Annotated in this window: 13 protein-coding genes; 5 read left to right on the top strand and 8 right to left on the bottom strand. The window is 65.7% G+C overall.

Annotated features, from left to right (window positions below):
- Window positions 1-161 precede the first annotated feature (161 nt).
- Window positions 162-944 (top strand): YggS family pyridoxal phosphate-dependent enzyme, encoded by a 783-nt coding sequence (locus VRZ08_RS01400; protein ID WP_414531347.1) that lies wholly within the window; start codon window positions 162-164, stop codon window positions 942-944.
- A 16-nt stretch (window positions 945-960) separates the two neighbouring features.
- Here VRZ08_RS01400 and mnhG read toward each other — a convergent pair whose 3' ends face one another.
- The 6 genes from mnhG to VRZ08_RS01370 are packed head-to-tail and all read right to left on the bottom strand — an operon-like array spanning window position 961 to window position 6988.
- Window positions 961-1338, bottom strand: coding sequence for a monovalent cation/H(+) antiporter subunit G (gene mnhG / locus VRZ08_RS01395; protein ID WP_414531346.1), 378 nt, complete (start codon window positions 1336-1338; stop codon window positions 961-963).
- The gene (locus VRZ08_RS01390; RefSeq protein ID WP_107344711.1) at window positions 1335-1616 is read right to left on the bottom strand and encodes a K+/H+ antiporter subunit F; all 282 of its coding nucleotides are present in this window, start codon (window positions 1614-1616) and stop codon (window positions 1335-1337) included. The genes mnhG and VRZ08_RS01390 overlap by 4 nt, the downstream gene beginning before the upstream one ends.
- Window positions 1613-2101, bottom strand: a complete 489-nt coding sequence (locus tag VRZ08_RS01385; protein ID WP_107355762.1) for a Na+/H+ antiporter subunit E — start codon at window positions 2099-2101, stop codon at window positions 1613-1615. The genes VRZ08_RS01390 and VRZ08_RS01385 overlap by 4 nt, the downstream gene beginning before the upstream one ends.
- Window positions 2098-3732: a monovalent cation/H+ antiporter subunit D gene (locus tag VRZ08_RS01380; RefSeq protein ID WP_414531345.1), complete on the bottom strand. Its 1635-nt coding sequence runs from the start codon at window positions 3730-3732 to the stop codon at window positions 2098-2100. Before VRZ08_RS01380 ends, VRZ08_RS01385 begins: the two co-directional genes overlap by 4 nt.
- Complete coding sequence (locus tag VRZ08_RS01375) at window positions 3729-4070, bottom strand: Na+/H+ antiporter subunit C (RefSeq protein WP_107355764.1); 342 nt, start codon at window positions 4068-4070, stop codon at window positions 3729-3731. The genes VRZ08_RS01380 and VRZ08_RS01375 overlap by 4 nt, the downstream gene beginning before the upstream one ends.
- Window positions 4061-6988, bottom strand: coding sequence for a monovalent cation/H+ antiporter subunit A (locus tag VRZ08_RS01370; protein ID WP_414531344.1), 2928 nt, complete (start codon window positions 6986-6988; stop codon window positions 4061-4063). The genes VRZ08_RS01375 and VRZ08_RS01370 overlap by 10 nt, the downstream gene beginning before the upstream one ends.
- A gap of 445 nt (window positions 6989-7433) precedes the next feature.
- On the opposite strand from VRZ08_RS01370, the gene VRZ08_RS01365 reads away from it, so the two are divergent.
- The 4 genes from VRZ08_RS01365 (at window position 7434) to VRZ08_RS01350 (ending at window position 13628) form a co-directional block, all read left to right on the top strand.
- Complete coding sequence (locus VRZ08_RS01365; protein WP_414531343.1) at window positions 7434-8180, top strand: SAM-dependent methyltransferase; 747 nt, start codon at window positions 7434-7436, stop codon at window positions 8178-8180.
- 828 nt (window positions 8181-9008) lie between these two features.
- Window positions 9009-10028, top strand: coding sequence for a TRAP transporter substrate-binding protein (locus tag VRZ08_RS01360; RefSeq protein ID WP_414531342.1), 1020 nt, complete (start codon window positions 9009-9011; stop codon window positions 10026-10028).
- Window positions 10029-10040: 12 nt separating this feature from the next.
- Window positions 10041-11924 (top strand): TRAP transporter large permease subunit, encoded by a 1884-nt coding sequence (locus VRZ08_RS01355; protein WP_107344704.1) that lies wholly within the window; start codon window positions 10041-10043, stop codon window positions 11922-11924.
- Between the two features lie 54 nt (window positions 11925-11978).
- The gene (locus VRZ08_RS01350) at window positions 11979-13628 is read left to right on the top strand and encodes an acyl-CoA synthetase (RefSeq protein WP_414531341.1); all 1650 of its coding nucleotides are present in this window, start codon (window positions 11979-11981) and stop codon (window positions 13626-13628) included.
- A gap of 177 nt (window positions 13629-13805) precedes the next feature.
- On the opposite strand, the gene VRZ08_RS01345 is transcribed toward VRZ08_RS01350, so the two are convergent.
- Together VRZ08_RS01345 and VRZ08_RS01340 are read right to left on the bottom strand one after the other, a co-directional pair.
- Window positions 13806-14609, bottom strand: coding sequence for an MBL fold metallo-hydrolase (locus VRZ08_RS01345; RefSeq protein WP_414531340.1), 804 nt, complete (start codon window positions 14607-14609; stop codon window positions 13806-13808).
- A 25-nt stretch (window positions 14610-14634) separates the two neighbouring features.
- On the bottom strand, window positions 14635-15423 hold the full coding sequence (locus VRZ08_RS01340) for a TatD family hydrolase (RefSeq protein WP_414531339.1): 789 nt from the start codon (window positions 15421-15423) through the stop codon (window positions 14635-14637).
- Window position 15424: the final 1 nt, after the last annotated feature.

Below are 15424 nucleotides of genomic sequence, written 5' to 3'. Positions count from 1 at the left end.
TCCGGCGCGAATGGGGCGTCCTCAATTGGTCCGGTCTGGTTGAAGGAAGTGGAGGGGAGAGCCAGACCACGACGTGCTATGTTATGCTGACTTACTGTAGCCGCGGCCTCATACCGGAAGGACAGCCGGCCGGCCTCACTGATCGGAGGCGGATGGATACGATGCCTGCCAACCTCCAGCTTTCCCCGGACGATATCGCACGCTTCGGCGCGGATCCCGCCGCTATCTTTGCCGCCAATTTGACGCTGGTCCGCGAGCGCATCGCGGCCGCCTGCGATCGCTGCGGCCGGAGCACCGAGGATGTCCGCTTATTGCCGGTCACCAAGACGGTGCCGGCGAATGTGCTTCGCCTGGCCTATGCGGCCGGCATCTCGGAGTTTGGTGAAAACAAACTGCAGGAGGCCCGTGACAAGCGCGCCATCCTCGCGGATTTGCCGATCTGCTGGTCGATCATCGGTCACCTCCAAACTAACAAGGTGAAGTATCTGGTCCGGTTCGCTTCCGAATTCCACGCGCTCGACAGTCTGCGGCTGGCCGACGAGCTCAATCGTCGTCTGGATGCGGAGGGGCGGGATCTCGACGTGTTCGTGCAAGTCAACACCTCGGGCGAGGCAAGCAAATACGGCCTTGCACCCGGCGAACTCGTCCCGTTTGTCGAGCGTCTGTCCGACTATCCGCGGCTCAAGCCACGCGGCCTGATGACGCTGGCGGTCTTCAGCGCCGACACCGAACGTGTCCGCGGCTGCTTCCGGCTGCTGCGCGATCTGCGGGATCGCGCCACGAAAATTCATCCAGGCCTGACGCAATTGTCGATGGGGATGTCCGGCGATTTCGAGGTCGCGATCGAGGAGGGCGCGACCGTGGTGCGGGTCGGACAGGCGATCTTTGGCGCGCGGCCGACCGCCGACAGGTTCTATTGGCCCGACGCAAGCGTCGATCGGTAGTGCGGCACACCGAACCTCAGCGCTGGTCTTCCTTGCGCGGCTTGCGCTTGGCGCTTTGCCGCACGTCGTCGATGCGTCCTTCGGCGGTGTCGCGGAACAGGGCGGCGCGGACCAGCTGCATCAGCGTCACCGGCGTGGTGATGGTGACGAAACCGAGGATCAGTACCTCGTGCAGCAGCGGCCGCATCTGCAGCAGCGAGAAGCACAGCATCGACGCGGCGACGATGAAGGCCGTGCCGAGTGTGGTCCCCAGCGTCGGCGCGTGGGCGCGCTGGTAGAAGCCGCGCAGCCGCAGCAGCCCGATCGATCCGATCAGCGTGATGCCGGCGCCGAACAACAGCAGCAGTGCTACGATCCATGCCGCCCATGCTGGAAGATCCGCCGCGTGGGTCATTCGATCACCTCGCCGCGCATCAGGAATTTCGACAGGGCCACGGTGCCGACGAAGCCGAGCAGGGCGATGATCAACGCCGCTTCGAAATACACGTCGGTGCCGGTACGGATGCCGACGGTCAACATCAGCAGCATGGCGTTGACGTACAACGTATCGAGTCCAAGCACGCGGTCCTGGGCGCGGGGCCCAACCAGCATCCGATAGGCAGCGCAGGCCATGGCGAGGGCGAGCATCACCTGCGCAATCACGACCGACCAGGTCAGCACCAGACTGCTCATTCGAAGATCTCCAACAGCAGACGCTCGTAGCGCCCCTTGATGCGTTCGACCCACTCGCTCTCGTCGACCAGATCGAGCACGTGAAGCTGCAGCACGCCGGTCTCCCGGGTGAAGTTCACCCACAGCGTGCCGGGCGTCGAGGTGATGATGCAGGCCAGCACCGCGAGCCCCTGACGGCTGCGCAGATCGAGCGGGATATCGACGAAGCCGGAGGTGATGTTGTCGCGCTGGCCGCCGAGGATGATGCTGGCCACCGCGATGTTGGACCGCACCACGTCGATCAGGACCAAACCCGTCAGCCGGATGATCGCGCCCGGATTGCGCACGCGGTCGGAGTCCGATTGCAGCAGGCTGAGTAGCCAGCCGCCGATCCACGCGAACAGGCTGCCGAGCAGGATCGGTCCGAGCGCGATGCTCTGGCTCAGCCATAGCCACATCGCCAGCAGGCACAGCGAGATCAGTGGGAAGGGCAGCACCCTGTTCATGAGCCGCCTCCGGTCTTCACCCGCGTCGCAACCGGCGCCAGCACGCTGTCGGTATAGGCGGCCGGCGCATGTAGCGAATTGGCCGCGCCCTGCATGTAGGTCATCGCCGCCTGCGGCTGCACGGTCATCGCCGCGCAGCCGAGCAGCAGGAGTGCGATCGGGACGATCTCCGCAAGCCGCACCCGGGGATCGGCCCGCTCGCTGGGCGTCCACAGCGTCCGGATGCCGGCGCGGGTCATCGCGATCAGCATGGTGAGACCGGACGCCATCAGCAGAGCCAGCAGCGTCCAGTGCAGCGGCGAGATGCTGCCCCTGGTGTCTTCGCCGAGCAGCGCGGTCAGCATCGCGAATTTGGCGATGAAGCCGGACACCGGGGGCAGACCGGCGATCACTGCGGCGCAACCTACGAAGCACCAGCCGAGGATCGCCATCGAGGCGGGAATCACCATCCCGACTTCCTCAGCGTCCGGATCGTCAGGCATGTCTTCGCCGTAGGCTTCGCGCGTCACCGCCAGCATGTCGGCACCGGGATCGCGGCCGCGTTCCAACAGCTCGATCAGCATGAAGAACGCGGCGATCGCGAGTGTCGAACTCACCAGGTAGAATAGCGCCGAGGCTGTGACCGCAGGGTTGCCGGATGAGGCCGCGACCGCCAGCACGGTGCCGGACGACACCAGCACCGCGTAGCCGGCGAGCCGCGAGATTTCCTGCGATGCCAGCGCGCCGATCAACCCGAACAGAATGGTGGCGATGCCGGCGGCGATCAGCCACTCGCTGCCGAACAGCGCCGAAGCGCCGCTGCCGGCGCCGAAGAACAGCAGCGACAGCCGCAGCAGGATGTAGATCCCGACCTTGCTCATGATCGCGAAGATCGCCGCGACCGGTGCCGCTGCGGCCGCATAGGTGGTCGGCAGCCAGAAGCACAGCGGCCACATCCCCGCCTTGACCATGAAGGCGACGCCGAGCACGGCGGCGCCGGCTTCAAGCAGCGCCCGGTCCTGCGCCGGCACCTGCGGAATCCGGATCGCCAGATCGGCCATATTCAGCGTGCCGGTGACGGCGTAGATCAGGCTGACACCGATTAGGAACAGCACAGAAGCCGTTAGGTTGATGGCGATGTATTGCAGCCCGGCCCGCACCCGTGCCTGCCCCGAGCCGTGCAGCACCAGGCCGTAGGACGCGGCCAGCAGCAGCTCGAAGAACACGAACAGATTGAACAGATCGCCGGTCAGGAAGGCGCCGTTCAGCCCCATCAGCAGGAACTGCATCAGCGAATGGAAATGTGCGCCGACCCGATGCCACCGCGCCGTCGCGAAGATCGTCGACGCGAAGGCGAGCACGCTGGTGAACGCCAGCATCAGCGCCGACAGCCGGTCCGCCACCAGCACGATTGCGAACGGCGCCGGCCAGTCGCCGAGACGGTACACCGCGATCGGCGCTGCGCCGGTCGCAGTGGGGAGATCCGCGGCGCGCATCAACAGCAGCGCGATGATGCCCATGATCACGATCGAGGCGAGATTGGCGAACGCCTTGATCTGCTGATAGCGCTCGTCGATCAGCAGCATCGCCGCGCCGACGAACAGCGGCAGCAGGATCGGCAGGATGATCAGATGGTCGGTCCAGCTTGTCATTCGTGGTCCCGGCCGTCGACGTGGTCATTTCCGGTCAGGCCGCGCGATGCCAGCAGCACCACCAGGAATAGCGCCGTGGTGGCGAAGCTGATGACGATGGCGGTAAGCACCAGCGCCTGCGGCAGCGGATCGGCGAACGCCTGAGGATCCGCGATCTGTCCCTTCTCCAGCACGGCGGCAGCGCCGACCTTGAGGCGCCCCATGCTGAAGATGAACAGGTTCACCGCGTAGGACAGCAGCGCCAGGCCGATGATCACCTGGAAGGTGCGCGGTCGCAGCAGCAGCCAGACCCCGCAGCCGGTCAGCACGGCGATGGCCAATGAGACGATCAGTTCCATCGGCCGGCCTCGGGTGTTGCGGCGCGGCCGCCGGAGGGGCGGCGATGGCCGCGGATCGATTGGTGGGCCAAGGCGAGCAGCATCAGCGCGGTCGCGCCGACCACCAGCGAGAACACGCCGAGGTCGAACAGCGCGGCGCTGGCGAGTGGCACCTTGCCGATCAACGGGATCTCGGCATAGGCGAAGGCCGAGGTGAGGAACGGACGTGCCAGCGGCAGCGCCGCGGCGCCGGTGAACAGCGCCAGCAGCAGACCGATGGCGATCCAACGCAGCGGATGGATGCGGAGCCGCGCTTCAATCCAGCGGGCACCGCCCGCCATGTATTGCAGGATCAGAGCGGCCGCCATCGCGATGCCGGCGACGAAGCCGCCGCCGGGCTGATCATGACCGCGCAGTAGCAGATACATCGCCGCGATGAAGATGAACGGAAACAACAGCTGCATGATCATCGCCGGCACCGCGAGATAATCGGCGATGGTGTCGCCCTTGCGGCGATCGGCGTCGGCGTCGTCGTGTTCGTCCTGCAGCCGCTGCTGCTCGGGGATGTCGATGCTGTCGGCGGCGGGGCGGAAGCGGCGGAGCAGGGCGAACACTGTCAGCGCCACCACCGCCAGCACGGTGATCTCGCCGAGCGTATCGAAGCCGCGGAAATCGACCAGGATGACGTTGACGACGTTGGTGCCGCCGCCGTCCGCGTAAGCGTGGCGCATGAAGAACTGGGCGATGCTGTCGGGCGCGGCGCGGGTCATCACCGCGTAGGCCAGCAGCGCGACGCCGATGCCGGCGGCCGCTGCAATCGCGAGGTCGCGGATCCGCTGCACACGCTTGAGCACGCTGCGGTTGGCGGTGATCTCGCCGGTCTCAAGCTGCTTCGGCAGCCAGCGGAGCCCGAGCAGCAACAGCACCGTGGTGACGATCTCGACGCCGATCTGGGTCAGCGCCAGGTCGGGTGCCGAGAACCAGACGAAGGTGAGGCAGGTGGTCAGCCCCGATCCGCCGATTAGGATCAGCGCCGCCAGCCGGTGGAATTTGGCCACGGCGGTGCCGCCGAGCGCGCAGGCGATGCCGACCGCCCACACCACGGCGAGCGCCGGATCGATATCGTTGAACGCGACCGGCGCGAGGCCGAGACCGCGCATCAGCACTGGAACTGCGGCTGCAATCAACGCGACGCAAATCAGCAAAAGCAGTTGTGGCTGCAGCCGGCGGGTGCCGAACACGCGCTCGATCGCGCGGGCCCAGCGCCACGACACCGTCACCAGCACGAGGTCGAACACCCGCTGGGTCTTGAAGCGGCCGGCGAACAGCGAGCTTGTCAGCCCCTGCTGCAAGGGCTCGCGCAGCATTACGTACAACAGAACGCCGCCGATCAGCGCGATCACGCTCATCAGCAGCGGCCAGTTGAAGCCGTGCCAGACCGCGAGGCTGTAATACGGCGTCGCGGCGCCGAGCACCGCATGTACCGCAAGCTGCAGGAAAGGCCCGATCGTCAACGACGGCACGATGCCGACCACCAAGCAGGTCAGCACCAGCAGCTCGACAGGAAACCGCATCCAGCGCGGCGGCTCGTGCGGCGTGCGGGGCAGGTCGACCGGCGGCGGGCCGAAGAACACTTCGCGGATGAAGCGCAGCGAATATGCCACCGTGAACATGCTGGCGAGAGTGACGATATAGGGCAGGGCGTCGTCGAGCAGCGAGCCGTCGTGGGTCTCGATCGTCTCGGCGAAGAACATTTCCTTAGACAGGAAGCCATTCAGCAGCGGCACGCCGGCCATCGCCGAGGCGGCGACGATCGCCAGCGCGCCGGTCTTCGGCATGAACTTCCAGAGGCCGCTGAGCCGGCGCAGATCGCGCGTGCCGGTTTCATGGTCGATAATGCCCGCTGCCATGAACAGCGACGCCTTGAAGGTCGCGTGGTTGAACACGTGGAAGATCGCGGCCACCAGCGCCAGCGGGCGGTCGAGGCCGATCAGCAGCGTGATCAGGCCGAGATGGCTGATAGTCGAGTAGGCCAGCAGGCCCTTCAGGTCGCGCTGGAACACTGCGAGGTAGGCGCCGACGATAAAGGTGGCGAGGCCGGTGGTGCCGACGATCCACAGCCATTCATTGGTGCCCCCCAGCACCGGCCACAGCCGCACCAGCAGGAACACGCCGGCTTTCACCATGGTGGCGGAGTGCAGATAGGCGGAGACCGGCGTCGGCGCCGTCATCGCTCGCGGCAGCCAGAAATGGAACGGAAACTGCGCGCTCTTGGTCAGCGCGCCGAGCAGGATCAGGATCAGCGTCGGCACGTACAGCGCGTGGGCTCGGACCTCGGTGCCGGCTGCCAGGACGGCGTCGAGGTCGTAGCTGCCGACGATATGACCGAGCACCACGACGCCGGCGAACAGGCACAGCCCGCCGGTGCCGGTGATGGTCAGCGCGACGCGAGCGCCTTCACGCGCCGCGGCGTTGTGGTGCCAGTAGCCGATCAGCAGAAACGAGAACAGGCTGGTGAGCTCCCAGAAGAACACCAGCTGGATCAGATTGCCGGACAGCACGATGCCGAGCATCGCGCCCATGAAGCCCTGCAGGAACGAGAAGAACCGCGGCACCGGATCGGACGGCGACATGTAGTAGCGCGCGTACAGCACGACGAGGGCGCCGATCGCGGTGATCAGGCAGGCGAACGCCCAGGCGAAGCCGTCGAGCCGCAGCGTGAAGTTCAGGCCGAACTGCGGCAGCCAGTCGAGCTGATAGCGGATCGGCGCAGCATCGGCACCGGGATACAGCGGCACCAGCAGGAACAGACAGCCAAGCGCGACGGCCGCCGCGAGCCAAGCCTCGGCGTTACGCGCGTTGGCAGGCAGCAGCGCCGCAAGCAGGCTGCCGGCGAACGGGAGAAGGATCACCGCGAGAAGAAAGACGTTCTGCGGCATTCCTCGGTCCTTCCAATCCTGTTCGTCGCTCCGCAGCCCTTTCGGCAACGTTCTTGGTCACGATTCATTTTATGGGGTTCGAAGGCGCCCGGAGCAAGACCAATGAGCCAGATTGGCTGGCCGCGATGACCATTCGGGGCCGCCGCCGACGGTCCGAAACGTCGCACCAAGCGTGCGTGGACTGATACCGCGGTGCGCCCGTCCTGACGGGGCCTGTGCCCGGGATGACTCGTAGTTTGGTGACGGCGCGGACGTTCGTCGGTCCGACGTCGGTGCGACGTTTTACCCCACGTTTCGCCGGTCCAGCGTCAGGCTCGCGACGGTCGGCGCAAAGACGTCCGCAGGCGATCGCTGCACAGTGAGGCCGCACCGCGAGTCGGTGTGGATCGTCGGCAGCGGCGAGGGCGCTGCAGTCGACGAACGAGTGAATGAAGGAGCTTCTCGAGTGGACATTCCGCGGATCTTTACCGTCAGCGAAAGCGCGCATCGCATCCACAATCCGTTCACCGCGGAGAAGCTCGCGGCGTTCGGCGCTTCGCTGCGGATGGAGCCGGGGACTCGCGTACTCGATCTCGGCAGCGGGTCAGGCGAGATGCTGTGCACCTGGGCCCGCGATCACGGGATCAGCGGCACCGGGATCGACATGAGTCCGTTGTTCACCGCGCAAGCCCAGCTCCGCGCCCGCGAACTCGGCGTCGCCGATCGGGTCACGTTCGTTCATGGCGATGCCGCCGGCTATGTCGCCGATGCGAAAGTCGGCGTGGCGGCCTGCGTTGGTGCCACCTGGATCGGCGGAGGCGTCGCCGGCACGATCGAGCTGCTCGCGAATAGCCTACAGGACGGTGGCCTGATTTTGATCGGCGAGCCCTACTGGCTGCAGCTGCCGCCGACCGAGGAGGTTGCCCAGGGTTGCCGTGCCCAGGCGATCTCGGACTTCCTGCTGCTTCCGGATCTGATCGCGTCGTTCGACGCGCTGCATTACGACGTCGTCGAAATGATGCTGGCCAGTCAGGACAGCTGGGACCGGTACGAGGCCACCAAGTGGCTCACCATGCGCCGATGGCTCGACGCCAATCCCGACGACGAGTTCGCGCCTGAAGTCCGTGCCGAGCTGACCACGTCGCCGGAACGCTACACGCGGTACGGCCGCGACTACCTCGGCTGGGGCGTGTTTGCGCTGATGGCTCGGTGAGCCAGCCTCGATCGGCTTCCAGCCCAAAGCGGTTGCACTGCCGTGAGCCAAGCCTGGGGCAAATCCGGCGAGGGCCTCCAAGCGGTCCGCGCGTCTGGGCTACCGGCCGCCGATCGACGGAGCAGCTTCCGTCGTCGCTCTGGTCCGGCATGGCCCTGATGGCTGGGCCGCCGCAGTTGGCCGGACGTCGTTCGCGATAGCCGGATCCAGTAGGTACGCCGCATGCTCAAGGCTCGGACGTCGAGACTGGTGGAGCTTGAAGGCGCGACTTCATCGAGCGGCAGCAACACCATTGCAGCGTCCGGCCGGTCGTATTCCCCAATCCGTAATTCGCATAAGGTATATTATGGAATATAAAAATTGATCAGGTTTGCCAGATGCTTGTCTGGCATACACAACGTTCAGCCTGCACAGCGCTCCGTGATTGCGGCTTCCAGTTTTGTCGACGCCTCGAAGCCGCGAGCCTCTAGACACTGGTCGCCGAGCCGATCGCTGCATCCTCGACGCCGCGATCAACGAGGACGCGTGCGGCTCAGTCATGCCGCCGCCTTGCGGCAGGCTCAGCCGTGCCTCTGGACGCCTGCGCGACGGTCGCCCAAGCTGTCCGCCAGTCGTGCATCGCTCGGACCTTGGGCCTCCGGTGCCGACCGATCCGTCTCGGTCCCGGCGCGCCAGGCCGTCCGGCCGCAACCTTGGTCCGGTCGATGGCCTGGCCATCCACCGGCGGCTCAAAATCGCTTGACCGGACCAGCCGAAATGATGACCAAGGGCGCGTCGACATTTCGGGTGCGTTCTCACAAAAAGACCACGCGGGCAGGAGGAAGCGAGATGAGTTTTTCACGCAGGAGCTTGTTGAAGGCGTCGGCGGCGGCAGCCGCGATCGGTGGCATCGGTGCGCCTTGGGTGGCACGGGCCGCTGAGGCCGAATTCAAGTACAAATACGCCAACAACCTGCCCGACACTCATCCGCTCAACGTTCGCGCCCGCGAGATGTCGGCAGCGATCAAGGCCGAGACCGACGGCAAGGTCCAGATCGACGTTTTCCCGAACAACCAGCTCGGCTCCGACACCGACATGCTCAGCCAGATTCGCGCCGGCGGCGTCGAGTTCTTCACGCTGTCAGGCCTGATCCTGTCGACCCTGGTGCCGGCGGCATCGATCAACGGCATCGGCTTCGCATTCCCGGACTATGAGACGGTCTGGAAGGCCATGGATGGCGAGCTCGGCGGCTACGTCCGCGGCGAGATCCAGAAGGCCGGCCTGATGGTGATGGACAAGATCTGGGACAACGGCTTCCGCCAGACCACGTCCTCGACCAAGCCGATCAACGGCCCGGACGACTTCAAGGGCTTCAAGATCCGCGTGCCGGTGTCGCCGCTGTGGACCTCGATGTTCAAGGCGTTCGATGCAGCCCCCGCCTCGATCAATTTCAGCGAAGTCTATTCGGCTCTGCAGACCAAGGTGGTCGAAGGCCAGGAAAACCCGCTGGCGCTGATCTCGACCGCCAAGCTGTACGAAGTGCAGAAGTACTGCTCGCTGACCAACCACATGTGGGACGGCTTCTGGTTCCTGGCCAACCGTCGCGCCTGGGAGAAGCTGCCGCCGGACGTGCGCTCGATCGTCGCCAAGCACATCAATGCTGCCGCGGTGAAGGAACGCGAAGACACCGCCAAGCTCAACGCGACGGTCAAGGAAGAGCTGACCGCCAAGGGTCTGCTGTTCAATCAGCCGCCGGTGATGCCATTCCGCGACAAGCTGCGCAGCGCAGGCTTCTACGCCGAGTGGAAAGGCAAATACGGCGATCAGGCCTGGTCGCTGCTCGAGAAGTCCGTCGGCAAGCTGGCGTAACGGCTGGCCGATATGGCGAGCGCCGACGCTTCCCAGCTCACCGCCGGTGAACGGCTCCACGCGCCGCAGCGTAAGACGCTGATCGGCGCGCTGGAGGCTGGGCTCGGCCTGATGGTCGAGATTCCGGCGGCGATCCTGGTCGTCGTCGAGGTCGTCGTGCTGTTCGCCGGCGTGGTATCTCGTTACGTCTTCCACAGTCCGCTGATCTGGTCCGACGAGTTGGCGTCGATCCTGTTTCTGTGGCTGGCGATGTTCGGCGCGGCGGTCGCATTCCGCCGCGGCGAACACATGCGGATGACAGCGATGGTGGCGGGGGCCTCCCCGCGCCTGCGCGCCTGGCTCGATCTGGTCGGCATCTGCGCGGCGCTGGCGTTCCTGCTGCTGATCGCCGCGCCGGCCTACGAATACGCCTACGAAGAGAGCTACATCACCACGCCGGCGCTGTCGCTCGCCAACAGCTGGCGCGCCGCGGCGTTGCCGGTCGGCATCGCGCTGATGGCGCTATTCGCGGCTCTGCGGCTGATCCGGTTCGGTGATCTCAAGCTGGTGTTCGGCGCGGCGCTGACCGTCGCGCTGCTGATCGGCGCGTTCTGGTTGGCGCAGCCGCTGTTCAAGCCGCTCGGCAACCTCAATCTGGTGATCTTCTTCGTCGGCGTGGTGGCGACTTGCGTGTTCGCCGGTGTGCCGATCGCGTTTGGATTTGGCCTGGCGATCTACGGCTATCTGGCGCTGACCACCACGACGCCGTTGCTGATCCTGGTCGGCCGGATGGACGAGGGCATGAGCCACCTCATCCTGCTGTCGGTACCGCTGTTCGTCTTCCTCGGCCTGCTGATCGAGATGACCGGCATGGCGCGGGCAATGGTGGCGTTTCTCGCCAGCCTGCTCGGCCACGTCCGTGGCGGCCTGCATTACGTGCTGGTCGGCGCGATGTATCTGGTGTCCGGCATCTCCGGCTCCAAGGCCGCCGACATGGCCGCGGTGGCGCCGGTGCTGTTTCCCGAGATGAAGGAGCGCGGCGCAAAGCCGGGCGATCTGGTCGCCCTGCTCTCTGCCACCGGCGCCCAGACCGAAACCATTCCGCCGAGCCTTGTGCTGATCACCATCGGCTCGGTCACCGGCGTGTCGATCTCGGCGCTGTTTACCGGCGGCCTGCTGCCCGGCGTGGTGCTGGCGATCATGCTGTGCGGCCTGGTGTGGTGGCGCTATCGCGGCGAAGACCTCAGCCACGTCAAACGCGCGCGCGGCAGCGAGATCGGCAAGGCCTTCATCGTCGCCCTGCCCGCGCTGGCGCTGCCGTTCGTGATCCGCGCCGCCGTGGTCGAAGGTGTCGCCACCGCCACCGAAGTTTCGACCATCGGCATCGTCTATGCCGTGGTGGTCGGCATCCTGGTGTACCGCAAGTTTGATTGGCGCCGGCTGCGGCCGATGCTGGTCGAGACCGCCGCGCTGTCGGGTGCCATTCTGCTGATCATCGGCACCGCCACCGGTATGGCCTGGGGCCTGACGCAGTCCGGCTTTTCGCGCGCGCTGGCCGCGGCGATGACCGGCCTGCCCGGTGGCTCCGCCACGTTCCTTGCGGTCTCGATCGTCGCCTTCGTCATTCTCGGCAGCGTGCTGGAAGGGATTCCGGCGATCGTGCTGTTCGGGCCGCTGCTGTTTCCGATCGCCCGCGCCGTCGGTATCCACGAGGTGCACTACGCCATGGTGGTGATCCTGGCGATGGGCATCGGATTGTTCGCGCCGCCGTTCGGCGTCGGCTATTATGCGGCCTGCGCGATCGGCCGCGTCGATCCCGCCGAAGGCATGCGCCCGATCTGGGGATATATGCTGGCGCTGTTGATCGGCTTGATCGTGGTCGCGGCGATCCCGTGGATCTCGATTGGATTCTTGTAGAGGCGCTGCGGGGAGAACGCAGCGGCGCCGTCGTGAAGTGAGAGGCAGGTCGTCATGAGCACCCCGCAAGGTCATTACAGCATCGGTTTGGACAAGACCCCGGCCAACTTCGTGCCGCTGTCACCGCTGAGCTTCCTGGAGCGCACCGCCAACGTTTATCCGGAGCTGACCTCCGTGGTGTACGAAGGCCGGCACTACACCTGGAAAGAAACCCGCGCGCGCTGCCGCCGCTTCGCCTCCTGGTTGACCCGCAGCGGCATCGGCCGCGGCGACACCGTCGCGGTGATGGCGCCCAACGTGCCGGCGATGGTCGAAGTGCACTTCGCGGTGCCGATGGCAGGCGCGGTGCTGAACGCGCTGAACATCCGGCTCGATGCTGCGGCGATCGCGTTCCAGCTCGATCACGGCGGCGCCAAGATCATCCTGGTCGATCCGGAATTTTCCAGCGTCGTCGCCGAAGCGCTGAAGCTGATGACCAAGCCGAAGCCGCTGGTGATCGACGTCGACGACAAGATGTTTCCCGGCAGCCACCGCATCGGTGAGCTCGAATACGAATACGCCGTCGCGTCCGGCGATCCGACCTTCGCCGGCCATCGGCCCGAGGACGAGTGGGACGCGATCTCGCTCGGCTACACCTCCGGCACCACCGGCAATCCCAAGGGCGTCGTCACGCATCATCGCGGCGCGTATCTCAATGCCGTCAGCAACATTCTCGCCGGCAATCTCGGCCAGCATCCGGTGTATCTGTGGACGCTGCCGATGTTCCACTGCAACGGCTGGTGCTTCCCGTGGACGATCGCAGCCGCTGCCGGCATCAACGTCTGCCTGCGCAAGGTCGATCCAGCCAAGATCTTCGAACTGATCCCAAAGCACGGCGTCACCCACATGTGCGGCGCGCCGATCGTCTATAACGCGCTGATCAATGCACCGGAGGCGCCGAAGGGCACTGCGACGAAGCCGGTCGTGGGCCTGATCGCCGGTGCTGCGCCGCCGATGGCGGTGCTGGCCGGCGCCGAGACCATCGGCATCAAGCTGACGCACGTGTACGGCCTCACCGAAGTGTACGGCCCCGCCTCGGTCTGCGCCGAGCAGCCCGGCTGGGACGATCTGCCGGTCGCCGAGCGCGCCAAGCTGAAGCGCCGCCAGGGTGTGCCCTACCCGATGCAGGAAGCCGTCACCGTGCTCGATCCGGAGACGATGCGGGAGGTGCCCCGCGACGGCGAGACCATTGGCGAGGTGATGTTCCGCGGCAACATCGTGATGAAGGGTTATCTCAAGAACGAGAAGGCCACCAAAGAAGCGCTCGCTGGCGGCTGGTTCCACACCGGCGACCTCGGCGTGCTCGACGCCGACGGCTACGTCATTATCAAGGATCGCTCCAAGGACATCATCATCTCCGGCGGTGAGAACGTGTCGTCGGTCGAGGTCGAGGACGTCCTCTACAAGCACCCGGCGATCCTTTTCGCCGCTGTGGTTGCCAAGCCCGACCCGAAATGGGGCGAAGTCCCCTGCGCCTTCGTCGAGCTGAAGGACGGCGCCTCCGCCACCGAGGCCGAGATCATCGCCTATTGCCGCGAACACCTCCCCGGTTTCAAGACCCCGAAGAGCATCGTGTTCTCGTCGATCCCGAAGACCTCGACCGGCAAGATCCAGAAATTCATGCTGCGCGATCAGGTGAAGTCGGCGAAGGCGATTCTGGAGTAGTTACTTCGCCCCAGTGTCATTGCGGGGGCGACCGCCAAGGACGCCCCACTCTCGTTTGTCATTCCGGGGCGCGCGCAGCGCGAACCCGGAATCCCGAGGTGTTGAGCAAGGCCGTGCATGTTTCAGATTCCGGGTTCGCTCGCTGTCGCGAGCGCCCCGGAATGACCGGTTGAGAGGTCAGCCGTCTATCTCCAGCCGCATCCCATCGAACCCCGGCACCACGCCCTCAGGCAATTCCTTGCGCAGCGTCTCGTAGTCGATGTCAGCGTGCATGTTGGTAATCACGGCGCGCTTCGGTTTGAAGCGGGCGATCCATTTCAAAGCGGTTTCAATGTTGAAGTGGCTGGCGTGGTGCTTGTAACGCAGGCCGTCGATGATCCAGAGGTCGAGGCCTTCAAGGGCGCTGAAGCTCTGTTCGGGGATGTCGTGGACGTCGGGCGTATAGGCCGCCCCAGCAATCCGATAGCCGAGCGCGGGGATATCGCCATGCTTCAGCAGAAACGCAGTCAGCGTCAGGTCGCCGCCGGCGCCTGCGATCGTCTTGCTGTCGCCGGCCTCGATCTCGCGCGATTCCAGGATCGCCGGATATGAGCTGCCCGGCGCTTGTTTGAAGCAATAGGCGAAACGGTACAGCACGTGCTCGCCGGTCGATTGGTTGAGATAGACCGGGATGCGCCGCTTCATCGCCATCACCACGGAGCGCAGATCGTCGATGCCGTGGGTCTGATCGGCGTGCTCGTGGGTGAGGAACACCGCGTCGAGATGATCGACGTCGGCGCTGATCAGTTGCTCGCGCAGGTCCGGCGAAGTGTCGATCAGCACGCGGGTGATGCCACCCTCCGGCGTGATGCGCTCGGCCAGCAGCGAGCAGCGCAGCCTCCGGTTTTTCGGGTTGGACGGATCCGCGGCGCCCCAGCCGAGCGCGGGGCGCGGCACGCCGGCGGAGGAGCCCGAGCCGAGGATGGTGAGCGTCAGCGTCATGCGGCGACCCCGATTGTCAAAGGCGTCATGCGGCGGCGGGCGCCGGCACCTTGCCGAACAGGCGGAAGAAGTTCTCGGTCGTCTGGCGGGCGATCTCGTCGAGCGACACGCCGCGGACCTCGGCCAGCACCTTGGCGGTCTCGACAACGTAGGCCGGCTCGTTGCGTTTGCCGCGATATTTGCCCGGCGCCAGATATGGCGAGTCGGTCTCGACCATGACGCGGTCAGCCGGCAGTTCGGCAGCGAGATCCCGCAGCGTCTGCGACTTCTTGAAGGTGAGAATGCCGGTGAAGGAAATCATCAGTCCGAGGTCGATGGCCTTCATCGCGAGGTCGCGACCGCCGGTGTAGCAATGCAGCACCGCGCGAAAAGCTCCCTTCCCCATTTCGTCTTCGAGGATCTTGCCGCAGTCCTCGTCCGCCTCGCGGGTGTGGATCACCAGTGGCAGCCCGGTCTCACGCGCCGCCGCGATATGGGCGCGGAAGCCGCGCTCCTGCGCAGGCCGCGAGCCCATTTCGTAGAAGTAATCGAGCCCGGCCTCGCCGAACGCCACCACCTTCGGATGCTGCGCCAGCTTCACCAGCTCCTCGGTGGTGATGCCGTCTTCCTCATCGGCATGATGCGGATGGGTGCCGACCGAGCAGTACACGTTGGGGAACCGCTCGGCGATCGCCACCAGGTCCGGCAGCTTCTTGACCCGTGTCGAGATCGTCACCATCCGCCCCACCCCGCTCGCTTCGGCGCGGGCGACGATGCCGGCAAGATCGTCGGCAAAGTCGGGGAAGTCGAGATGGCAATGGCTGTCGACCAGCATG

The sequence above is a fragment of the Rhodopseudomonas sp. G2_2311 genome (assembly GCF_047501505.1).
Classification (GTDB): domain Bacteria; phylum Pseudomonadota; class Alphaproteobacteria; order Rhizobiales; family Xanthobacteraceae; genus Rhodopseudomonas; species Rhodopseudomonas palustris_H.
Note: the sequence above shows the minus strand (reverse complement) of the source record. Positions and strands in the feature narration are given on the sequence as shown.